The sequence below is a fragment of the Zobellella taiwanensis genome, from assembly GCF_003012795.1.
Taxonomy (GTDB): Bacteria; Pseudomonadota; Gammaproteobacteria; order Enterobacterales; family Aeromonadaceae; genus Oceanimonas; species Oceanimonas taiwanensis.
Window position 1 is genome coordinate 90,821 of sequence record NZ_PXYH01000004.1, and the last position, 22,306, is coordinate 113,126.

At 60.6% G+C, this 22,306-nt stretch carries 20 protein-coding genes and 2 tRNA genes; 19 read left to right on the plus strand and 3 right to left on the minus strand.

Translation table 11 applies throughout. From position 1 onward, the window contains the following. Positions 1-19 precede the first annotated feature (19 nt). The 3 genes from dnaK (at position 20) to greA (ending at position 3,769) form a co-directional block, all read left to right on the plus strand. A complete protein-coding gene (gene dnaK, locus C7I36_RS04060; RefSeq protein ID WP_106452452.1) occupies positions 20-1,942 on the plus strand; it encodes a molecular chaperone DnaK in 1,923 nt (640 codons plus the stop codon). Between the two features lie 88 nt (positions 1,943-2,030). Further along, complete coding sequence (gene dnaJ / locus C7I36_RS04065; protein ID WP_106452453.1) at positions 2,031-3,164, plus strand: molecular chaperone DnaJ; 1,134 nt, start codon at positions 2,031-2,033, stop codon at positions 3,162-3,164. A 128-nt stretch (positions 3,165-3,292) separates the two neighbouring features. Continuing rightward, entirely contained in the window at positions 3,293-3,769 is a 477-nt protein-coding gene (greA, locus tag C7I36_RS04070; protein ID WP_106452454.1) for a transcription elongation factor GreA, read from the plus strand. On the opposite strand, the gene C7I36_RS04075 is transcribed toward greA, so the two are convergent. Next, complete coding sequence (locus C7I36_RS04075; RefSeq protein ID WP_106452455.1) at positions 3,766-4,401, minus strand: PilZ domain-containing protein; 636 nt, start codon at positions 4,399-4,401, stop codon at positions 3,766-3,768. The genes greA and C7I36_RS04075 overlap by 4 nt on opposite strands. A 136-nt stretch (positions 4,402-4,537) precedes the next feature. Then, positions 4,538-4,834 carry a ribosome assembly RNA-binding protein YhbY gene (gene yhbY / locus C7I36_RS04080; protein ID WP_106452456.1) on the minus strand — a complete coding sequence of 99 codons (297 nt, stop codon included), beginning with the start codon at positions 4,832-4,834 and terminating at the stop codon, positions 4,538-4,540. Between the two features lie 85 nt (positions 4,835-4,919). Here yhbY and rlmE point away from each other — a divergent pair, with 85 nt between their 5' ends. From rlmE to C7I36_RS04160, 16 genes are all read left to right on the plus strand, one after another. Further along, the gene (gene rlmE, locus C7I36_RS04085) at positions 4,920-5,549 is read left to right on the plus strand and encodes a 23S rRNA (uridine(2552)-2'-O)-methyltransferase RlmE (RefSeq protein WP_106452457.1); all 630 of its coding nucleotides are present in this window, start codon (positions 4,920-4,922) and stop codon (positions 5,547-5,549) included. A gap of 44 nt (positions 5,550-5,593) precedes the next feature. Then, on the plus strand, positions 5,594-7,540 hold the full coding sequence (gene ftsH / locus C7I36_RS04090; RefSeq protein WP_106452458.1) for an ATP-dependent zinc metalloprotease FtsH: 1,947 nt from the start codon (positions 5,594-5,596) through the stop codon (positions 7,538-7,540). 76 nt (positions 7,541-7,616) lie between these two features. Beyond that, a complete protein-coding gene (folP, locus tag C7I36_RS04095) occupies positions 7,617-8,450 on the plus strand; it encodes a dihydropteroate synthase (protein WP_106452459.1) in 834 nt (277 codons plus the stop codon). A gap of 2 nt (positions 8,451-8,452) precedes the next feature. Beyond that, positions 8,453-9,781, plus strand: a complete 1,329-nt coding sequence (gene glmM, locus C7I36_RS04100; RefSeq protein ID WP_106452460.1) for a phosphoglucosamine mutase — start codon at positions 8,453-8,455, stop codon at positions 9,779-9,781. 309 nt (positions 9,782-10,090) lie between these two features. Further along, complete coding sequence (gene secG / locus C7I36_RS04105) at positions 10,091-10,426, plus strand: preprotein translocase subunit SecG (RefSeq protein ID WP_106452461.1); 336 nt, start codon at positions 10,091-10,093, stop codon at positions 10,424-10,426. A gap of 9 nt (positions 10,427-10,435) precedes the next feature. Beyond that, a tRNA-Leu gene (locus C7I36_RS04110) sits at positions 10,436-10,522 on the plus strand. Positions 10,523-10,580: 58 nt separating this feature from the next. Continuing rightward, a tRNA-Met gene (locus C7I36_RS04115) sits at positions 10,581-10,657 on the plus strand. A gap of 178 nt (positions 10,658-10,835) precedes the next feature. Next, complete coding sequence (rimP, locus tag C7I36_RS04120; RefSeq protein ID WP_106452462.1) at positions 10,836-11,294, plus strand: ribosome maturation factor RimP; 459 nt, start codon at positions 10,836-10,838, stop codon at positions 11,292-11,294. A gap of 14 nt (positions 11,295-11,308) precedes the next feature. After that, entirely contained in the window at positions 11,309-12,811 is a 1,503-nt protein-coding gene (gene nusA / locus C7I36_RS04125; protein ID WP_106452463.1) for a transcription termination factor NusA, read from the plus strand. Between the two features lie 19 nt (positions 12,812-12,830). Further along, the gene (gene infB, locus C7I36_RS04130) at positions 12,831-15,542 is read left to right on the plus strand and encodes a translation initiation factor IF-2 (RefSeq protein WP_106452464.1); all 2,712 of its coding nucleotides are present in this window, start codon (positions 12,831-12,833) and stop codon (positions 15,540-15,542) included. A gap of 80 nt (positions 15,543-15,622) precedes the next feature. Beyond that, a complete protein-coding gene (gene rbfA / locus C7I36_RS04135; protein ID WP_106452465.1) occupies positions 15,623-16,030 on the plus strand; it encodes a 30S ribosome-binding factor RbfA in 408 nt (135 codons plus the stop codon). Position 16,031: 1 nt separating this feature from the next. Further along, positions 16,032-16,967 (plus strand): tRNA pseudouridine(55) synthase TruB, encoded by a 936-nt coding sequence (gene truB, locus C7I36_RS04140; protein ID WP_106452466.1) that lies wholly within the window; start codon positions 16,032-16,034, stop codon positions 16,965-16,967. Positions 16,968-17,080: 113 nt separating this feature from the next. After that, the gene (gene rpsO / locus C7I36_RS04145; RefSeq protein WP_106452467.1) at positions 17,081-17,350 is read left to right on the plus strand and encodes a 30S ribosomal protein S15; all 270 of its coding nucleotides are present in this window, start codon (positions 17,081-17,083) and stop codon (positions 17,348-17,350) included. 152 nt (positions 17,351-17,502) lie between these two features. After that, a complete protein-coding gene (gene pnp / locus C7I36_RS04150) occupies positions 17,503-19,650 on the plus strand; it encodes a polyribonucleotide nucleotidyltransferase (protein ID WP_106452468.1) in 2,148 nt (715 codons plus the stop codon). Between the two features lie 129 nt (positions 19,651-19,779). Continuing rightward, positions 19,780-20,418, plus strand: a complete 639-nt coding sequence (pdxH, locus tag C7I36_RS04155; RefSeq protein WP_219899596.1) for a pyridoxamine 5'-phosphate oxidase — start codon at positions 19,780-19,782, stop codon at positions 20,416-20,418. 8 nt (positions 20,419-20,426) lie between these two features. After that, positions 20,427-20,921: a GNAT family N-acetyltransferase gene (locus tag C7I36_RS04160; RefSeq protein WP_106452470.1), complete on the plus strand. Its 495-nt coding sequence runs from the start codon at positions 20,427-20,429 to the stop codon at positions 20,919-20,921. Between the two features lie 36 nt (positions 20,922-20,957). Here C7I36_RS04160 and C7I36_RS04165 read toward each other — a convergent pair whose 3' ends face one another. After that, on the minus strand, positions 20,958-22,109 hold the full coding sequence (locus tag C7I36_RS04165; RefSeq protein ID WP_106452471.1) for a ribosomal protein uL16 3-hydroxylase: 1,152 nt from the start codon (positions 22,107-22,109) through the stop codon (positions 20,958-20,960). Between the last annotated feature and the right edge of the window lie 197 nt (positions 22,110-22,306).

A 22,306-nucleotide genomic window follows, 5' to 3' on the forward strand; every position in this document is an offset into this window, starting at 1 on the left:
ACTATCAAGAGAGGATTTTATGGGTAGAATCATCGGCATCGATCTGGGTACCACCAACTCCTGCGTTGCGATCCTGGACGGGGATACCCCGAAGGTAATCGAAAACGCCGAGGGTACTCGTACTACTCCTTCCATCATTGCCTATACCGACGACGGCGAAACCCTGGTAGGTCAGCCGGCCAAGCGCCAGGCGGTGACCAACCCCAGGAATACCCTGTTCGCCATCAAGCGTCTGATCGGCCGTCGCTTTGAAGACGAAGAAGTACAGCGCGACATCAAGATTATGCCGTTCAGTATCGTCAAGGCCGACAACGGCGACGCCTGGGTGGAAGTCAAGGACAAGAAAATGGCGCCTCCGCAAATCTCTGCCGAGGTGCTGAAAAAGATGAAAAAAACCGCCGAAGACTACCTCGGCGAACCGGTAACCGAAGCCGTTATTACCGTACCGGCCTATTTCAACGATGCCCAGCGTCAGGCCACCAAGGATGCCGGCCGCATTGCCGGCCTGGATGTCAAGCGCATCATCAACGAGCCGACCGCAGCCGCTTTTGCCTACGGCGTGAACAAGGCCAAGGGCGATCGCAAGGTGGCGGTCTACGATCTGGGTGGCGGTACCTTCGATATCTCCATCATCGAAATCGATGACATGGACGGCGAAAAGACCTTTGAAGTGCTGGCCACCAACGGTGACACCCACCTGGGCGGCGAAGATTTCGACAACCGCCTGATCAACTACCTGGTGGAAGAATTCAAGCGTGAGCAGGGCGTGGATCTGCGCAACGACATGCTGGCGCTGCAACGCCTGAAGGAAGCGGCCGAAAAAGCCAAGTGCGAGCTGTCTTCCGCTCAGCAGACCGAAGTCAATCTGCCCTACGTCACTGCCGATGCCAGCGGTCCCAAGCACATGAACATCAAGGTGACCCGGGCCAAGCTGGAGTCGCTGGTGGAAGACATGGTCAAGAAGTCCCTCGAGCCGGTCCGTACCGCGCTCAAGGATGCCGGCCTGTCCGTGTCCGACATCGACGACGTCATCCTGGTGGGTGGTCAGACCCGTATGCCACTGGTGCAGAAAGCGGTGAGCGACTTTTTCGGCAAGGAGCCGCGCAAGGACGTCAACCCCGATGAAGCCGTAGCCGTGGGTGCCGCCATTCAGGGCGCCGTGCTGTCCGGCGACAAGAAAGACGTATTGCTGCTCGACGTGACCCCGCTGTCGCTGGGTATCGAGACCATGGGCGGCGTGATGACGGCGCTGATCGAGAAGAACACCACCATTCCGACCAAAAAGTCCCAGGTGTTCTCCACCGCCGACGACAACCAGTCTGCCGTGACCATTCACGTCATTCAGGGGGAGCGCAAGCGGGCCGCCGACAACAAGTCCCTGGGCCAGTTCAACCTGGAAGGCATTCGTCCGGCACCCCGTGGCCTGCCGCAAATCGAGGTCACCTTCGACATCGACGCCGACGGCATACTGCATGTGTCCGCCAAGGACAAGGACACCGGCAAGGAGCAGAAGATCACCATTCAGGCTTCTTCCGGTCTGAGTGAGGAAGAGATCGAGGCCATGGTGCGCGCCGCTGAGGCCAACGCCGCCGAGGACAAGAAGTTCGAGGAGCTGGTCGCGGCCCGCAACCAGGCCGACAGCCTGGCCCATGCCACCCGCAAGCAACTGGAGGAAGCCGGTGACGCCCTGGCTGCCGACGACAAGAGCGAAATCGAATCTGCCCTGAGTGCATTGGAAACCGCCGTGCGTGGGGAAGACAAGGCCGAGATCGAGGCCAAGCAGCAGGCATTGATGGCAGCCTCTCAGAAGCTGATGGAAGCGGCCCAGGCCAAGGCGCAATCCCAGGCCCAGGATGCGGGCGCCCAGGGTGGCGCCGGCCAGAAAGCCGACGACGACGTGGTTGACGCCGAATTCGAAGAAGTGAAAGACGACAAGAAGTAATGGCCAACCCGGCGTAATGGCGCTGACAGTGCGGGCGTTGGGCTACCAACGCCCGCCTTTGTGTAATCAGCAGGTAAGCACATAAGCTATGTCGAAACGAGATTATTATGAGGTGCTCGGCGTCTCCAAGGGAGCCGACGAGCGCGAAATCAAGAAAGCCTACAAGCGGATGGCGATGAAATATCATCCCGACCGCAACAAGGACGATGCCGACGCGGCGGAAAAATTCAAGGAAGCCACCGAGGCCTACGAGGTGCTCACCGACGCCCAGAAACGGGCGGCCTATGATCAGTTCGGCCACGCGGGCGTGGACGGTCAACAGGGCGGCCAGGGCGGCTTTGGTGGTGGTGCCGACTTCAGTGATATTTTCGGTGACGTGTTCGGCGATATCTTCGGTGGTGGCCGTGGCCGGCAGCAGCGGGCCTCGCGCGGCTCTGATCTGCGCTACAACATGGAGTTGACCCTGGAAGAAGCGGTCCGGGGCGTGACCAAAGAGATCAAGGTACCGACCCTGGTGGGTTGTGATGTCTGTGACGGCAGTGGTGCCAAGCCCGGTACCCAGGCCAAGACCTGCCCCACCTGTCATGGCCATGGCCAGGTACAGATGCGCCAGGGCTTTTTTACCGTACAGCAGCCCTGTCCTCATTGTCGCGGGCGGGGCAAGATCATCACCGATCCCTGCCACCAATGCCATGGCGAGGGACGCCATCAGAAGACCAAGACGCTGTCGGTCAAGATCCCGGCGGGTGTCGATACCGGTGATCGCATCCGCCTGTCCGGCGAGGGCGAGGCAGGGGAGGCCGGAGCCCCGGCCGGCGATCTCTATGTGCAGGTCCATGTACGCGAACACGATATTTTTGTGCGCGAAGGCAACAACCTGTATTGCGAGGTGCCGATAAGCTTCACCTCCGCCGCCCTGGGCGGCGAGGTGGAGGTGCCGACCCTGGATGGCCGGGTCAAACTCAAAATCCCGGCCGAAACCCAGACCGGACGCATGTTCCGGCTCAAGAGCAAGGGCGTGAGGTCGGCCCGTAACGGCCTGCTGGGCGATCTGGTGTGCAAGGTCTATATCGAGACCCCGGTCAACCTGACCGAGGAGCAAAAGGAGCTGCTGCGCCAGCTGGAAGACTCCTGCGGCGGCTCCGCGGCCAAGAAGCACAGGCCCAAGTCCGAAGGCTTTTTCGAGGGTGTAAAACGCTTCTTCGACGATTTGACCCGTTAAGCCGGCTGTATTAGTCTGGGCCGTCAGCAAGTTGGCCCATGGCTGAAACGGATATTGTGATGATACGAGCCCTGTTACGGCAGGGCTTTTGTTATTTTATTGTTTGGTAAAGGAACCAGGTTTCCACTATGAAGCAAACACCGATGACCATCCGCGGTGCGCAGAAACTGCGTGAAGAACTGGACCACCTCAAGTCCGTGCGCCGTCCGCAAATTATCGAAGCCATTGCCGAGGCACGCGAACACGGTGATCTCAAGGAGAATGCCGAATACCACGCGGCCCGAGAGCAACAGGGCTTTTGTGAGGGACGCATCCAGGAAATCGAGGCCAAGCTGTCCAATGCCCAGATTATCGATATCACCAAGTTGCCCAACAATGGCAAGGTGATCTTCGGCGCCACCGTAAGTCTGTTCAAGGTAGATGACGAGAAGGAAATCACCTACCGCATCGTGGGTGACGACGAGTCCGATATCAAGGCGAATCTGATTTCGGTCAACTCCCCCATTGCCCGGGCGTTGATCGGCAAGGAAGAAGATGACGTCGCCATCGTCAAGACCCCTTCCGGTGACGTGGAATACGAAATCATCAAGGTCGAGTACCTCTAATCCTGCCTTTTCGGGCGGTCATCCCCATGAGACGGGGATGGCTGCCTGCCCTCCATCTGTTGCAGAAAGCCCCGGAATACGAAATCCGACAGGGCCAGCCTGTCCGCCACCGGTAACTCGAAACGCACCGCCGTCAGCCAGAAATGGCGTCCCCTGTGTTGTCGTACCAGTTGCAGACGCAGCCACAGCGCCTGTTCGTCACCAAGCTGCAACTTTACCCTTCTGCTCTGTTGGCGTCGAAACAGGCAGCGCCGTGACAACAGGCGCATGCCGCCAATGGAAAGATCCCGGATGTCGGCGGCCAGGGGACGCCCACTGGGCTCCAGCAGACGCAGCTCCCGGGGAGAGGGCAGACGCCAGGCGCGGGGATGGGCCTCGTCCCCGGTCAGAATGTCCGGTGTGCTCACTTGCGCTTGCTCATCATGGCTGCGGGTATCGAGGCTGACCGGAAAATGCAGGGTGACATCACCGATCTCCATCTTCAGCTCGAGCTGGGAGGCCTGTTCGAGCAGGGGGCGGATACCGGCATCGAGGAACAGCGTCAGGTTAAGCCGGGATTCGGATTGCTCCTGGCGGTACAACTGGCCAAGCAGGGCCAGCTCTTCGTCGGTCAGGTAGGGATGGGCAGGCATGACAGACAACCCCTTGGGCAAATACTCATAGTATCCATCCTCCGCCTTGCAGGGAAAGAAGAGGAGCACACTACTTTATTGACGGAACACAGGACTGGCAAGCGGCGGATGCTTGATACATCCGCCAGGGGGTGTTTCAGCCTCTCGGCAGGGTAATTTTCTTTTGTTCGCTGGCACGGTACAGCGTCAGGATATGGCCTATGGTCTGCACTTTGACCGCGCCGGTTTCGCGGACGATGGCATCCATGATCAGCGTTTTGACTTCCCTGTCTTCGGCGGCAACCTTGACTTTGATCAGTTCATGGTGATTCAGAGCCAGGTCGATCTCGGCCAGGACGCCTTCGGTCAGGCCGTGCTGGCCAAGCAATACCACCGGCTTCAGGCTGTGAGCCATTCCCTTGAGGTATTGTCTTTGCTTATTGTTCAGGGTCATTGCAAAATGCTTCAGTTAAATAGGTTGAAAGGGGGCTATTGTACCCCCATCTAGGCTTCAATGGTAATAGCAGAGCGATAATTTAATGGGTAAGAAAAAACGCTCGGCCAGCTCGACCCGCTGGCTCAAGGAGCATTTTGACGATAAATACGTCCAACAGGCGCAAAAAAAAGGCCTGCGCTCGCGTGCCGTGTTTAAACTTGAGGAACTGCAGGGGCGTGATCGCCTGCTCAAGCCCGGGATGACCGTGGTCGATCTGGGGGCGGCTCCCGGTGGCTGGAGCCAGTTTGCCACCGAACAGGTGGGCCAGCAGGGCAAGGTGATCGCCTGCGACATACTGCCCATGGACCCGATTGCCGGCGTCGACTTTCTGCAGGGCGACTTTCGCGAGGAAGCGGTGCTCGGCGCTTTGCTGGAACGGGTCGGCGATGACAAGGTGGATGTATTGCTGTCGGACATGGCGCCCAATATGAGCGGCACCCCTGAGGTGGACCAGCCCAGGGCCATGTATCTGGTGGAGCTGGCGCTTGACATGTGCCGCCAGGTGCTGGCGCCCAAAGGCAGCTTCGTGGTCAAGGTATTCCAGGGGGCCGGTTTTGATGAATTTCTTGCCGAAGTACGCCGGTCTTTCAGTGTGGTAAAGGTAAGAAAACCCGACTCGTCGCGGCCCCGGTCGCGGGAAGTCTACATTGTGGCTACAGGTTTTAAACTGTAGTACCCTGTCCCAGTCATAAACTGTCAGCCGGTGAGGTTAGTAATTTGAGTGACATGGCGAAAAATTTGATCCTGTGGTTGGTCATAGCCGTGGTGTTGATGTCGGTGTTCCAGAGCTTTAGCCCGAGTGAACCGGCCGGCCGTCAGACCGACTATTCCACCTTTGTACAGGAAGTGGCCCAAGGGCAGATCCGCGAAGTCCGCATGGACGGCCAAACCATCAACGGTGTCAAGCGCAGCGGTGATCGTTTCACCACCATCATGCCTTCCGAAGATCCTCAGCTGCTCAACGACCTGCTGAACAACAATGTTCGGGTGGTGGGCGAGAAGCCGGAAGAGCCGAGCCTGCTGACCTCCATCTTTATCTCCTGGTTCCCCATGCTGCTGTTGATCGGGGTCTGGGTGTTCTTCATGCGCCAGATGCAGGGCGGTGGCGGCAAGGGAGCCATGACGTTCGGCAAGAGCCGGGCGCGGCTGATGAGCGAAGACCAGGTCAAAACCACCTTTGCCGACGTGGCCGGTTGCGACGAGGCCAAGGAAGACGTGAAGGAGCTGGTCGATTACCTGCGTGATCCCAGCCGCTTCCAGAAACTGGGTGGCCGCATTCCTACCGGTATTCTGCTGGTGGGCCCGCCCGGTACCGGCAAGACGCTGCTGGCCAAGGCCATCGCCGGCGAGGCCAAGGTACCCTTCTTTACCATTTCCGGCTCCGACTTCGTGGAAATGTTCGTCGGCGTGGGCGCTTCCCGTGTGCGCGACATGTTTGAACAGGCCAAGAAGGCGGCGCCCTGCATCGTGTTCATCGATGAAATCGATGCCGTCGGTCGCCAGCGCGGTGCCGGCCTGGGTGGCGGTCATGACGAGCGCGAGCAGACCCTGAACCAGATGCTGGTGGAAATGGACGGCTTTGAAGGCAATGAAGGCGTCATTGTTATTGCCGCCACCAACCGCCCCGACGTGCTGGATCCGGCGCTGCTGCGTCCCGGCCGTTTCGATCGCCAGGTCGTGGTGGGTCTGCCCGATGTACGGGGGCGTGAACAAATCCTCAAGGTGCATATGCGTCGCGTCCCCCTGGCCGATGACGTCAACGCCAGCCTGATCGCCCGGGGGACTCCTGGCTTCAGTGGTGCCGACCTGGCCAACCTGGTCAACGAGGCTGCCTTGTTCGCTGCCCGTGGCGGTCGCCGTCTGGTATCGATGGAAGAGTTCGAAAAAGCCAAGGACAAGATCATGATGGGCGCCGAGCGCCGCTCCATGGTGATGTCCGAGTCCGAAAAGGAAATGACCGCCTATCACGAAGCCGGTCACGCCATCGTCGGCCGCATGGTGCCCGAGCACGATCCGGTGTACAAGGTGTCCATCATTCCCCGCGGCCGGGCCCTGGGTGTGACCATGTATCTGCCGGAGCAGGATCGCTTCAGCTACAGCAAGCTGCACCTGGAGTCTATGATCTCCAGCCTTTACGGCGGCCGGCTGGCAGAAGAGATCATCTACGGCTTCGACAAGGTGACCACCGGCGCTTCCAACGACATCGAGCGGGCCACCGAAATTGCCCACAAGATGGTGACCCAGTGGGGTCTGTCGGAAAAAATGGGTCCCCTGCTCTACGCGGAAGAGGAAGGCGAGGTATTCCTTGGGCGTACCGCCGCCAAGAGCAAGCACATGTCCGATGAAACCGCCAAGCTGATCGATGCCGAGGTCAAACAGGTTATCGAGCGTAACTTCAACCGCGCCAAGCAAATATTGCTGGATAATATCGACATCCTGCACTCCATGAAGGATGCGCTGATGAAGTATGAAACCATCGACGCCCGCCAGATAGACGACCTGATGGCTCGGCGCGAGGTTCGGCCACCTGCCGACTGGAAAGACGAGCACGGTGACAAGCCCCAGGGGCCAGCGGCCAGCTCCGGCGACAAGCAGGACGTGAGGGAAGAAAAAACCGGCACATCGCCGGACCTCAACAAGCCCGGCGACGCCACCAGCAACTGAGTTTTGTGATAAATTAAGCCCCGGCCATGCGTGCCGGGGCTTTTCACTTTTTAGGTTTTAGGAATTAGGTCTCTTCATGTTGTTATCTTCCGCATCCAGAACACTGGATCTCTCCACGCCCCAGGTGATGGGCATACTCAATATCACTCCCGACTCTTTTTCTGATGGCGGTCGTTATCACAGCCAGGACGCCGCCCTGCGCCACGCCCTGCAAATGGTCGCCGACGGCGCCACCATGATTGACGTGGGCGGCGAGTCGACCCGTCCCGGTGCCGAAGACGTAGCCGGACAGGAAGAGCTGGATCGGGTGATCCCGGTCATTGAGCGGTTGAGGGCAGAGCTGGACTGCTGGATCTCCGTCGACACCAGCAAGGCGGTGGTGATGGGCGAGGCGGTTACAGCGGGAGCCGATCTGATCAACGATATTCGGGCACTGCGAGAGCCCGGTGCGCTGGAGGTGGCCGCAGCTGGCGGCGCCGCGGTTTGCCTGATGCACATGCAGGGTCAGCCGCGTACCATGCAGCAGGCTCCCGATTATCAGGATGTGACGCAGGAGGTGGCCGACTTTCTCGCCGAACGCGTCTTGGCCTGCGAGGCGGTCGGGATCGGTCGCGAGCGTCTTTGCCTGGATCCGGGTTATGGCTTTGGCAAATCCCTCGAACATAATTACGAACTGCTGGGGCGGGTTGACCGTCTTCACCGGCTGGGCCTGCCGTTGCTGGTGGGCATGTCGCGCAAGTCCATGCTGGGGCAACTGCTGGATCGTCCGGTCGACCAGCGCCTGGCCGCGACCCTGTCGGTACACCTGTTTGCGCTCGACCGGGGTGCCCATATTGTGCGGGTACATGATGTCAAGGAAATGGTCGACGCCATCCGGGTATGGCAACACGCGGCCCAATATAAGGAATAATTATGAGCAGAAAATATTTTGGTACCGACGGGGTGCGGGGCCGGGTGGGGGAATATCCCATCACTCCGGAATTCGTGATGAAACTGGGCTGGGCCGCGGGCAAGGTGTTGTCCCGTACCGGCACCAAAAAAGTGCTTATTGGCAAGGATACCCGTATTTCCGGCTACATGCTGGAGTCGGCCCTGGAGGCCGGCCTGTCCGCCGCCGGCCTCCAGGCGGCCCTGCTCGGGCCCATGCCGACCCCCGCCATAGCCTACCTGACCCGCACTTTCCGGGCCGAGGCAGGTATTGTCATCAGCGCGTCCCACAACCCCTATTACGACAACGGCATCAAGTTTTTTTCCCATGACGGCACCAAACTGCCCGATGAGGTGGAACTGGCCATAGAAGCCCTGCTTGATCAGCCGATGGACTGTGTGTCGTCGGATCAGCTGGGCAAGGCCAGCCGTATCAACGATGCCGCCGGCCGCTATATCGAGTTCTGCAAAAGCACCTTTCCTTCGGAACTCAGCCTGGAAGGGCTTACCCTGGTGGTCGACTGTGCCCATGGTGCCACGTATCACATTGCGCCTTCAGTATTTGAGGAGCTGGGTGCCCGGGTTATCCGTACCGGTGTGCAACCCAATGGCCTCAATATCAACGACAACGTGGGCTCTACCTCGCCCGAGGCCCTGATGGCTGCGGTTAGGGAACACCAGGCAGACCTGGGGATTGCCTTTGATGGCGATGGCGATCGCCTGGCGATGGTGGATCATCATGGCAGCCTGGTGGATGGCGACGAAGTACTGTTCATCATGGCGCGGGATGCCCGGGACCGTGGCCAGCTCGGTGGCGGTGTGGTCGGTACCCTGATGAGCAACATGGCGCTGGAGCTGGCCCTGGCCGGGCTGGATATTCCCTTTGTACGGGCCAGGGTAGGTGATCGCTATGTCATGGAACGGCTCAAGGAGCATGGCTGGAAACTGGGGGGCGAGAACTCGGGCCATATTATCAGCCTGGATCACAACACCACGGGTGATGGTATTGTGGCCGCCCTGCAGGTGCTGCGTGCCATGGTGGCGTCACGCCAGAGCCTGGCCGAGCTGCGCGCCGGTCTGACACTGTTTCCCCAGGTACTGGTGAATGTCCGCTTCGCCGCCGGGACGGATCCATTGGTCGATGCAGAAGTGCAGCGGCGGGTGGCTGCTGCCGAGGCCGAACTGGCCGGGCATGGCCGGGTACTGCTCAGAAAATCCGGCACCGAACCGCTGATCCGGGTGATGGTGGAAGGCGCCGAGCCGTCACAGGTCCGCCGTCTGGCGGAGCATATTGCCGAGGCCATACCGGCCTGACCGGCTTCGCCGGAGCTGTCAGCGTTAAATGGTAAGTGATGAACTGCCCGGCGTTGTTTTCTAAATCTGCGTACGGGGTATGACATTCAGTTACCCGTATGTTCTCGAACATAAGGCCGGGCTGCTGACAACTTGCGACTTAAAGCCAAGAATAACGGTTGTTGAATCATCGCTTTGTCGCCTTTTTATGCACTTGGACGGTTTTTTAAAAAATGCGCTTGTATCCAGGCTGCCGGGTCGCTAGTATTAGCCCCGCTCCGGACAGCAGGGCTGAAAAGGGGCGGCAACGCCAAACGAAGGTAGGCTCAAATGTACGAAATTCTTTTGGTGGTGTATCTGCTTATCGCGCTGGCACTGATTGGCCTGGTGCTGATTCAGCAAGGCAAGGGCGCAGACATGGGCGCCTCCTTCGGGGCAGGTGCATCCAATACGGTATTCGGATCCAGCGGCTCGGGTAATTTCCTGACCAAAGCGACAACGCTGTTAGCGGCTGGATTTTTTGTGGTAAGCCTGGTGCTCGGTAATCTTTCTACCAACAGCACCAAGCAAACCAGCGAATGGGAAGATCTTTCCGTACCCGAAGTGGTGGAAAGCCCCGTTCAGGGCGATGTTCCCGTCACCAGTGGCGGCGACATTCCCCAGTAAGCAAGTTTTGCCGAGGTGGTGGAATTGGTAGACACGCTATCTTGAGGGGGTAGTGCCTGTATAGGCGTGCGGGTTCAAGTCCCGCTCTCGGCACCAAGACATAGTCAGGTTGAGATTGGTTCTCGATTTGATTATAATCTCGCACGATTTCGGACGCGGGGTGGAGCAGCCTGGTAGCTCGTCGGGCTCATAACCCGAAGGTCGTCGGTTCAAATCCGGCCCCCGCAACCAATTTCACGTCCACCGCCATGCTCGCGGGGATGGTCGTCGCGAGGCGACAATCAGGGTCCAGGTGAATTGCCCCGATTTGAAAAATCGGGGCTTTTTGTTATCTGTACTTTGGCGCCGGCAAAAACGGTGCGAATTCACTGGGCTGCGAGCCCTTTTTTTGTTTTCGGAGGGGGTAGCTTTGGCTACATTGGAACAACGATTGACCGAGATGCTCAGCGAGCCGGTAGAGGCGCTGGGTTTTGAACTGCTGGGCCTTGAACTGGTTCGTGCCGGACGGCATTCCACGCTGCGGCTGTATATCGATCATGAAGATGGCATCGATGTAAACGACTGTGCCGAAGTGAGCCGGCAGGTCAGTGCCGTGCTGGATGTGGAAGATCCCATTTCTACCGAATATGATCTGGAAGTCTCATCCCCCGGGCTCGCCCGCCCCTTGTTCAAGCCGGCTCACTATCAGGCCATTATTGGCCAGCAGGCGGAGCTGAGCCTGCGCATGGCGGTCAACAACCGTCGCAAACTCAAAGGCACAGTGGTGGCGGTGGAAGACACCATGGTCAGGCTGGAAGTGGAGGGCCAGGAGTTTCCCGTGGCATTTTCCAATATCCAAAAGGCACATCTGGTTCCGAACTTTGACTAACGAGGCCATCGGACATGAATAAAGAAATATTGCTGGTTGTTGACGCCGTATCCAACGAGAAGGCGGTGCCTCGCGAAAAAATCTTCGAGGCGCTGGAAACGGCCCTGGCCACGGCAACCAAGAAAAAATACGACGGTGATATCGAAGTCCGCGTTGCCATCGACCGCAAGAGTGGTGATTTCGACACCTTCCGTCGCTGGCAGGTGGTGGCGGATCAGGAATCCCTGACCAATCCCTACCGGGAAATCACCCTGGAAGCGGCCCAAATCGACGAGCCCGAGATTGAAATCGGCGACTATGTCGAGGATCAAATCGATTCCATTACCTTTGATCGCATCACCACCCAGACCGCCAAACAGGTCATCGTGCAGAAAGTGCGCGAAGCCGAGCGCATGCAGGTGGTGGAGCAATTCCAGGATCAGGAAGGCGAAATCATCACTGGTGTGGTCAAAAAGGCGACCCGCGACAACGTCATTCTGGATCTGGGCAACAACGCCGAGGCGGTGATCTTCCGGGAAGACCTGCTGCCGCGGGAGTCTTTCCGTTCCGGCGACCGGGTTCGTGGCCTGTTGTTCGCGGTGCGTCCCGAAGCCCGTGGCGCCCAGCTGTTCGTCAGCCGTACCCATCCGGACTTTCTGAAAGAACTGTTCCGCATCGAGGTGCCGGAAATCGGCGAGGAAATCATCGAGATCATGGGCGCGGCCCGGGATCCCGGCAGCCGTGCCAAGATTGCCGTCAAAACCAACGACCGCCGCATCGATCCCATCGGTGCCTGTGTCGGCATGCGCGGCGCCCGGGTGCAGGCGGTATCCGGCGAGCTGGGTGGCGAGCGGGTCGACATCGTGCTGTGGGACGACAATCCGGCCCAGTTCGTGATTAACGCCATGGCCCCGGCCGACGTGGCCTCCATCATCGTGGATGAAGACGCCCACTCCATGGACATTGCGGTGGAGTCCGGCAACCTGGCCCAGGCTATCGGCCGCAACGGCCAGAACGTACGCCTGGCATCCCAGCTTACCGGCTGGGAGCTGAACGTGATGACGGTCGAGGACCTGCAGCAGAAACACCAGGTCGAAAGCGACAAGATCATGAACCTCTTTGTCCAGTACCTGGACATCGACGAGGATTTCGCTGCCCTGCTAATGGAAGAGGGATTCTCCACCCTGGAGGAAATCGCCTATGTCCCGGTCAGCGAGCTGCTGAGCGTGGAAGGCCTGGACGAAGATATGGTGGAGGAGCTGCGTAATCGAGCCAAGGATGCCCTGACCACCAGGGCCCTGGCACAGGAAGAATCATTCGAAGGGGTGGAGCCGGCAGCCGAACTGCTCGCACTGCCCTCCATGACCCGGGAACTGGCCTATCAGCTTGCCGCCCGTGGTATTGCGGACCTGGAAGAGCTGGCAGAACAAGGTATCGACGACCTTGAGGGCATTGAAGGACTGGATGAGGCCCTGGCAGGGGAACTCATCATGGCCGCCCGCAATATCTGCTGGTTCGGAGACCAGGACGAAGAATAAGATCAACGGAGGTAAATGAATGGCAGAAGTCTCATTAACGCAACTTGCCAGTGACATCGACACACCGGTTGATCGTCTGGTTCAGCAGTTTCGTGAAGCGGGCATGGAGAAATCCAGCAAGGATACCGTGTCCGAAACAGAAAAAGCCGCCCTGCTTGCTTATCTCAAAAAGCAGCACGGCGCCAATGACGATAACGAACCCAAACGGATGACTCTGCAGCGCAAGACCATCAGTACCCTGAGTGTGCAGGGTGCCGGTGGCAAGAACAAGGCGGTGCAGGTGGAGGTGCGTAAAAAGCGCACCTACGTAAGACGGGATGCGCTCGAAGAGCAGCAGCGTCAGCAAGAAGCGGAAGAAAAGGCACGCCTGGAAGCCCAGGCGCGTCGCGAGGCCGAAGAACAGGCCAAACGAGAAGCAGCAGAAAAAGCCAAGCAGGAAGCCGAAACCAAGGCCAAGCGCGAAGCGGAAGAGAAAGCCAAGCGCGAAGCGGAAGAACATCACCGTCAGGCTCAGCTGCACGCTCAGAACACCACGGAGCAAGGGGTCCAGAAACCCCAGAGCAAAGAGCAGAAGAAGGCGGATGATATGGCCAAGCGCGAAGCAGAAAACCTGAAACGTCAGCGCGAAGAAGAAGCCCTGCGTAAAGCCGAGCTGGAAGCCCAGCAAAAGGCGGAAGAAGTGCGCCGGCTGGCGGAAGAAAATGAGAAGCGCTGGGCCGAGGAAGCGGCCAAGAAACCGGAAGACGCCGACTACCACGTCACCACCAACCGCCATGCCCAGGAAGCGGAAGACGAAGCCGATCAGACCGAAGAGCAGAAAGCCCGCCGGACCGGTGGCAAGAAGCGCAAGGGCGGCAAGTCCAAGGAAGATCGCGAAGATCGGGAAAGCCGCTCCGAGCGTCAGAAAAAGGGCAAGCGTGCCAAGGTGATGACGCCCAAGTCGATGAAACACGGTTTCCAGAAGCCGGCCCAGCCGGTCAACCGGGACGTGGAAATCGGCGAGACCATCACGGTGGCCGAACTGGCCAACAAGATGGCGGTCAAGGGTGCCGAAGTGATCAAGGCGATGATGAAAATGGGCGCCATGGTCACCATCAACCAGGTGATCGACCAGGAAACCGCCCAGCTGGTGGCCGAAGAAATGGGTCACAAGGTGGTGCTGCGCCGGGAAAACGAGCTGGAAGAGCGGGTGCTGTCGGATCGCGATACCGACGCCGAGCTCAAGCCGCGCGCCCCTGTGGTGACCATCATGGGGCACGTCGACCACGGCAAGACCTCCACCCTGGACTACATCCGTCGGACCAAGGTGGCAGCGGGGGAGGCCGGCGGCATCACCCAGCACATCGGTGCCTACCACGTCGAAACCGACAACGGCATGATCACCTTCCTGGACACCCCGGGTCACGCGGCCTTTACCGCCATGCGTGCCCGCGGTGCCAAGGCCACCGACATCGTGATCCTGGTGGTGGCGGCCGATGACGGCGTCATGCCCCAGACCATTGAAGCCATCCAGCACGCCAAGGCGGCGGGTGTACCGCTGATCGTGGCGGTGAACAAAATGGACAAGCCGGAAGCGGATCCGGACCGGGTCAAGAGCGAACTGTCCCAGCACGGCGTCATGTCCGAGGACTGGGGCGGCGAGAACATGTTCGTCCATATCTCCGCCAAGACCGGCATGGGCATCGACGAGCTGCTGGAAGCCATACTGCTGCAGGCCGAGGTGCTGGAACTGACCGCGGTCTACGACGCCATGGCCTCGGGCGTGGTGATCGAGTCCCGCCTGGACAAGGGCCGTGGCCCCGTGGCCACCGTGCTGGTGCAGGACGGTACCCTGCACCAGGGCGACATCGTGCTGTGCGGACTGGAATACGGCCGGGTGCGCGCCATGAAGGACGAGCTGGGCCGTGAAGTGAAATCCGCCGGACCTTCCATTCCGGTGGAGATCCTCGGCCTGTCCGGCGTACCCACCGCCGGTGACGAAGCCACCGTGGTGCGGGACGAGAAGAAGGCGCGGGAAGTGGCGCTCTATCGTCAGGGCAAGTTCCGCGAGGTCAAGCTGGCCCGCCAGCAGAAGGCCAAGCTGGAGAACATGTTTGCCAACATGAGCGAAGGCGAGGTAGCCGAGGTCAACCTGGTGCTGAAGGCGGACGTACAGGGCTCCATCGAGGCGATTTGCGATTCGCTGCTGAAGCTGTCCACCGACGAGGTCAAGGTCAAGATCGTCGGCTCCGGCGTGGGTGGCATCACCGAAACCGATGCCAGCCTGGCAGCGGCGTCCAATGCCATCATCCTGGGCTTCAACGTGCGTGCCGACGCGGCCGCGCGCAAGGTAATCGAGGCGGAAGAGATCGATCTGCGCTACTACAGCGTGATCTATGAACTGCTGGACGAAGTGAAGCAGGCCATGACCGGCATGTTGGCCCCGGTGTTCAAGCAGGAGATCATCGGCCTGGCCCAGGTGCGCGACGTGTTCCGTTCGCCCAAGTTTGGCGCCATCGCCGGCTGTATGGTCACCGAAGGCGTGGTCAAGCGCAGCAACCCGATCCGGGTACTGCGCGACAACGTGGTGATCTACGAAGGCGAGCTGGAGTCCCTGCGCCGCTTCAAGGACGACGTGGCGGAAGTCCGCAACGGCATGGAGTGCGGCATTGGTGTGAAAAACTACAATGACGTACGGGTCGGTGACCAGATCGAGGTGTACCAGGTCGTGGAAGTGCAGCGCAGCCTGTAACGGCGGCTCCCGTCCATACCGGATCACACGCCATATTAATCGACGGGGGCCTAGCGCCCCCTTTGTGTTGGAGCCAAGCAATGGCCAGAGAATTCAGCCGTACCCGCCGGGTCGGGCAGGAACTGCAAAAAGAAATTGCGATGATCCTGCAGCGGGAAATCAAAGACGAGCGACTGGGCATGGTGACCGTGTCCGGCGTCGAAGTCTCCAAAGACCTCAACTACGCCAAGGTGTTCGTCACCTTTCTGGAAAATGATGCCGAACGGATCGAAACAGGCATGGCGGCCCTGAAGGATGCCAGCGGCTATATCCGCAGCCTGGTGGCCAAGGCGGTGCGGCTGCGGGTGACGCCCGAGCTGCGTTTCGTCTACGACCAGAGCCTGGTGGAGGGCATGCGCATTTCCACCCTGGTGTCGAGCACCATCGCCGAAGACCAGCGTCGCAGCGCCGGCCGGGATGATGAGGAAGAGCAAGAGGAACAGAACTGAGATGGGTCGTCAGCGTCGTTTTCGTGGCCGTGAAGTGGACGGCATCCTGTTGCTGGACAAGCCGGCGGGCATCACTTCCAACGATGCCCTGCAGCAGGTCAAGCGCATCTACGCCGCCGCCAAGGCGGGCCACACCGGAGCCCTGGATCCCCTGGCCACCGGCATGTTGCCCATTTGCCTGGGCGAGGCGACCAAGTTTTCCCAGTTCCTGCTGGAGGCGGACAAGCGCTACCGGGTGGTGGCCAAACTGGGCCAGCGCACCGACACCAGCGATGCCGACGGTGAAGTGGTGCAGACCCGGCCGGTGAATGTCGCCGCCGGTGAGCTTATCGAGGCGCTGGATCATTTTCGTGGCGATATCGAGCAGGTGCCTTCCATGTACTCGGCGCTCAAGTACCAGGGCAAGCCCCTGTACCAGTACGCCCGGGAAGGCATTGAAGTGCCGCGGGAGGCGCGCCCCATCACCGTCTACGAGCTCAAGCTGCTGCGTTTTGACGGTGACGAGGTGGAGCTGGAAATCCACTGCAGCAAGGGCACTTATATCCGTACCATAGTGGACGACCTGGGCGAGCGCCTGGGCTGCGGCGCCCATGTCACCATGCTGCGCCGGCTGGCGGTGGCCGGTTATCCTGCCGAGCGGATGCTGACCCTGGAGCAATTGCAGTGCATCCTCGACAACTGCAAGGCCAGCGATACCTCCCCCCGGCTGGAGCTGGATCCGCTGTTGTTGCCGATGGACACGGCGGTACAGGGCCTGCCCGAGGTGAACCTGTCGGAGCTGGTGGCCGGCTATCTGCTGCAGGGCCAGGCGGTACAGGTGGCCGGTGCGCCTCTGGACGGTTTTGTACGGATGACGGTAGGCGAGGAGCACCGTTTTATCGGTGTCGGCGAAATCGACGACGACGGCAAGGTCGCCCCGCGCCGGCTGGTACGCTGAAGGCGTGATTTTCCGGTTGCCAAGCCCGGCTTAGCTGGTAGAATGCCGTCCTTCGTTCCGGCTGAATTAGTGATCGGCTGGAAAATTCATTCATAGTTTGTGGAGTAAACAAGATGTCACTAAGTGCTGAAACCAAAGCCCAGATCGTTGCCGACTTTGCCCGTGGCGAAGGCGACACCGGTTCTCCCGAAGTTCAGGTCGCCCTGCTGAGCGCCCAGATTGACCACCTGCAGGGTCACTTCAAGCAGCACATCCACGATCACCACAGCCGTCGCGGCCTGCTGCGCATGGTATCCCAGCGCCGCAACCTGCTGGACTACCTCAAGCGCAAAGACGTTGAGCGCTATCGTGCACTGATCGAAAAGCTGGGCCTGCGTCGTTAATCGACCCATCCGGTTTGCAGAAAAGGGGAGCTTCGGCTCCCCTTTTTCGTGGGCGGCCGCCGTGTCGCACGCTGCGCGGATGTTTATTCCAGCGGGTATCAAGTATACTGTGCCGGCAAATTAAGAGACCAAACATTTAAGGAATCGACAACGTGAATCCTATCGTAAAAACCTTCCAGTACGGCCAGCACACCGTCACCCTTGAAACCGGCGTTATCGCCCGCCAGGCCACCGGCGCCGTCATGGCCAGTATCGACGACACCTCCGTCCTGGTGACGGTCGTCGGCCGGCGCGAAGCGGACGAAAGCCGCGACTTCTTTCCGCTGACCGTCAACTACCAGGAGCGGACCTACGCCGCCGGCCGTATCCCCGGCAGCTTCTTCAAGCGTGAAGGCCGTCCCAGTGAAGGTGAAACACTGACCGCCCGACTGATCGACCGTCCCATCCGTCCGCTGTTTCCCGATGGATTCAAAAACGAAGTCCAGGTGATCGCCACCGTGGTTTCCGCCAATCCTGAAATCGCCCCCGACATCATCTCCATGCTGGGCACCTCCGCGGCCCTGGCCATTTCCGGCATTCCCTTCGCCGGCCCCATCGGCGCCGCCCGGGTGGGTTACATCAATGGCGAGTACGTCCTCAACCCCAGCATTGGCGAGCTCAAGGGCAGCCAGCTGGACCTGGTGGTCGCCGGTACTGCCGGTGCCGTGCTGATGGTGGAATCCGAAGCCTCGGTACTGCCCGAAGAAGTGATGCTGGGCGCCGTGATGTATGGTCACGAGCAGATGCAGACCGCCATTACCGCCATCAATGAATTCGCCGCCGAAGTAGGCACCCAGCCCTGGGACTGGCAACCCAAGGCCGAAAACGAGGCGCTCAAGGCCAAGGTAGCCGAGCTGGCCACCGCCGAGCTGGGCGAAGCCTACCGCATCACCGACAAAACCGCCCGCCGTGACGCCATCAGCGACATCAAGGCCCGGGTTCAGGCCGCCGTGCTGGAGCAGTCGCCGGAAGCGGAAATCAAGGAAATCCAGGAGCTGCTGGGCAAGCTGGAGAAGACCATAGTCCGCGGCCGGGTGGTGCGTGGCGAGCCGCGTATCGATGGCCGCGAGCCCGACATGATCCGCGCCATCAATGCGGCCACCGGCCTGCTGCCCCGGACCCACGGCTCGGCCCTGTTCACCCGCGGTGAAACCCAGGCCCTGGTCGCCGCCACCCTGGGCACCGAGCGGGACGCCCAGCTGATTGACGAGCTGACCGGCGAGCGCGCCAACCGCTTTATGCTGCACTACAACTTCCCGCCCTACTGCGTGGGCGAGACCGGCATGGTCGGCAGCCCCAAGCGCCGGGAAATCGGTCACGGCCGCCTGGCCAAGCGCGGCGTCGCCGCCGTGATGCCGAGCCAGGACGAGTTCCCCTATACCGTGCGCGTGGTGTCCGAGATCACCGAGTCCAACGGCTCTTCCTCCATGGCCTCCGTCTGCGGCACCTCTCTGGCGCTGATGGATGCCGGTGTACCCATCAAGGCCTCCGTGGCCGGTATCGCCATGGGCCTGGTGAAGGAAGAAGAAGGTTTCGTGGTGCTGTCCGACATCCTGGGTGACGAAGATCACCTGGGCGACATGGACTTCAAGGTGGCCGGTACCAGCGAGGGCGTGACCGCCCTGCAGATGGACATCAAGATTGAAGGCATCACCAAAGAGATCATGGAAGTGGCCCTGAAACAGGCCCGCAACGCCCGGCTGCATATCCTCAAGGTGATGGACGAAGCCCTGCAGGCACCGCGCGCCGAGATTTCCGATTTTGCGCCGCGCATCCACACCATCAAGATCAACCCCGAAAAGATCAAGGACGTGATCGGCAAGGGCGGCTCTACCATCCGTGCCCTGACCGAGGAAACCGGCACCACCATCGAGCTGGATGACGACGGCACCGTCAAGATCGCCGCCGTCGACGGCGAAGCCGCCAAACTGGCCATCCGCCGCATCGAACAGCTGACCGCGGAAGTGGAAAGCGGCACCATCTACGAAGGTCAGGTGGTGCGCCTGGCCGACTTTGGCGCCTTCGTCAACATCCTGCCCGGCAAGGACGGTCTGGTGCACATTTCCCAGATCACCGAAGAGCGGGTCAAGAATGTGTCCGATCACCTCAAGGTGGGCGACAAGGTCAAGGTCAAGGTACTGGAAGTCGATCGCCAGGGCCGTATCCGCCTGTCCATCAAGGAAGCCAACAAGCCGGCCGAGGCCGATGCCCCTGCCGCCGAGGACGCCACCCCCGAAGCGGTTCAGGCCGACAACGAATAAGGCGCTCGCCAGTCCATGCCAAGCCGGGGATTTCCCCGGCTTTTTGTTGTCTGTCCGCCTGTCGCGGACTTGCCAACCCCGGGACGCCCACGCACAATAGTGGCCACTTTCAGGCAGCGGGAAACATCGATTATGGAGCTGGCGGATTACCGACGGGAATATCTGCGGGGCGGCCTGCGGCGCAAGGATTTGCCGGCCGACCCACTGGCATTGTTTGAAACCTGGATGCAGCAGGCCATCGCGGCCGGGCTGGCGGATCCTACCGCCATGGTGGTGGCGACAGTGGACGAGCGCGGCCAGCCCTTCCAGCGTATCGTCCTGCTCAAGCACCTGGACGAGCGGGGTTTTGTGTTCTACACCAACCTCGGCAGCCGCAAGGCGTCCCAGTTGTCGGTTAATCCGCGCATCAGTCTGCTGTTTCCCTGGCATTCGCTGGAGCGCCAGGTGCATGTGACCGGAGCGGTGGAAAAACTGACCACGGTGGAGGTCATGAAGTATTTCGGCAGTCGCCCCAAGGACAGCCAGATCGGCGCCTGGGTTTCCCCGCAGTCATCGCGCATTTCCGCCCGTGGCCTGTTGGAAGCCAAGTTCCTGGAAATGAAGCAGAAATTTGCCAGCGGCGAGGTGCCCCTGCCGAGCTTCTGGGGCGGCTTCCGGGTGCACTTCGACAGCATCGAGTTCTGGCAGGGCGGCGCAAACCGGCTGCACGATCGCTTCCTTTATCAACGCGGCGACGATGGCTGGACCATCGACCGCCTTGCTCCCTAGGAGGAGTTATGCTGATTTGCCGAACCGAACGTCCGGGCGACGGCGATGATATCGACGAAGTGGTATTTGCCGCCTTCGATCGGCCCGACGAGGCGGATCTGGTGCTGGCCCTGCGCGAGCAGGGAGCCATCAGCGTCAGCCAGGTGGCTGAATACGAAGGCGCCGTGATCGGCCATCTGGCCATGAGCCCGGTGCTGATCGATGGCGAGGACCTGGGCTGGCTGGGCCTGGCGCCGGTGAGCGTGTGGCCCGACTGCCAGCGCCAGGGAGTGGGCAGCGAGATGATCCGCGAGGCGATCAACGCGGCCAACGAGCTGGACTGGGCCGGTATAGTGGTGCTGGGCGAGCCGGCTTTTTACCGTCGCTTCGGTTTTCGCCCGGCGAGCGAGCTGGGGCTGGAGTCTGCCTATCCGGGGGTGGGGGACGCCTTTATGGCCCTGGCCCTGAAACAGCCGGCGCCCCGGGGGCGGGTGAGCTACCACCCCGCCTTTGACGGGGGATAAGCGGGCCGGCCGCAAGGGGCCTGGCCTCTTGCGGTTTTATTGTTCTTCCTCTTCTTCCTCAAAATACCAGTAGCCCTGGTTGACCAGGGGCAACAACAGCTCCAGCAGGCTCTGGGGATCCTTCAGGTAGGCCACCTCCGGGCCGCAGATGCGGGCCTGATCGCACAGCAGGGCAATGGCGTCCGCATCGGGGGTGGCCAGCTGGTAGCGGTCGCCGTCCAGGTAGAACAGCTGCTCACTGCCTTCATGATAAAAACAGCGCACCCCGCCCAGGCGGTAGAGGTGATCGCCGTGATCCAGGCGCAGCACCAGCTCTTCCAGGCTGTAGAGCGGCTCGGCCGGCTCCAGATCCAGGTCGTGCTTGGCTTCCGACATCATTTCGCCGAACCAGTCGGCCAGGCGGGCGGGATCGTCGAGCAGTTCGCTCATCAGTCCTTTAACCTGGTCCAGCACGGCGTGGTCGATGCGGCCATGGGCCCGGGTGGCAGCCATGCCGGCATCGTCGAAGCGGCGGCTGCTCGTCTCGTGGGCCAGCAGGTGATCGGCAAAACTTGAAAACAGATCCCGGGCATCGGGAGCGCGAAAGCCCACCGAATAGTTGAGCGCCGGCGTCACCGCATAACCTTCGTGGGGACAGCCGGGCGGGATATAGAGGATATCGCCGGGCTCCAGCATCTCGTCGATTTCCGCCTCGAAGTCCTCGCAGTGGCGCAGGGCGCCGTGGGCCGCGAACTCCTTCAGGGCCTGGCGTTTGCCTACCCGCCAGCGCCGGCATCCTTCGCCCTGGATAATGAACACGCCATATTGGTCGATATGGGGCCCAACGCCACCACCCGGGGTGGAGAAGCTCACCATGACGTCGTCAAAACGCCAGCCGGGGATAAAACGGAATTGCTCGGCGATGTCCTGCACCGCCGGATGCCACTGGTTGACCGCCTGTACCAGCAGGGTCCAGTCGGTTTCCCCCAGGTGGTCGTAGCTGTCGAAGGGGCCGGTTTCCGCCTGCCAGCGATCATTGTCCCGCCAGACCCGGCGGGACTCGATGTGAGGCTCCAGCGCCAGCCCGGCCAGTTCGTCCGGGCTGAGGGGATCCTCGAAACCGGGCAGACCGGCCTTGATCAACCTCGGATGCCGTTGCCAGTCATGGGCGAGAAAGTGTTCTATATCCAGTTTGAGTGCGCTGTGCATGGGTGCCTGCCGGAGTGGGGAGGATGCTTAAAGAATAGCGAAGTATTATGCCAAGGCGCGGCGGGGAAAGGAACCGGAGCGCGGCGCCAGGGCCGGAGTGTTGTCCGGGCCAATGGAATGCGGGCGGCCCGCCCGCATGGGGGTTATGGCTGTGGTTTGGGTGTGGTGCTAGGGGCCGAGGGTTTCCGCTGCGCGGG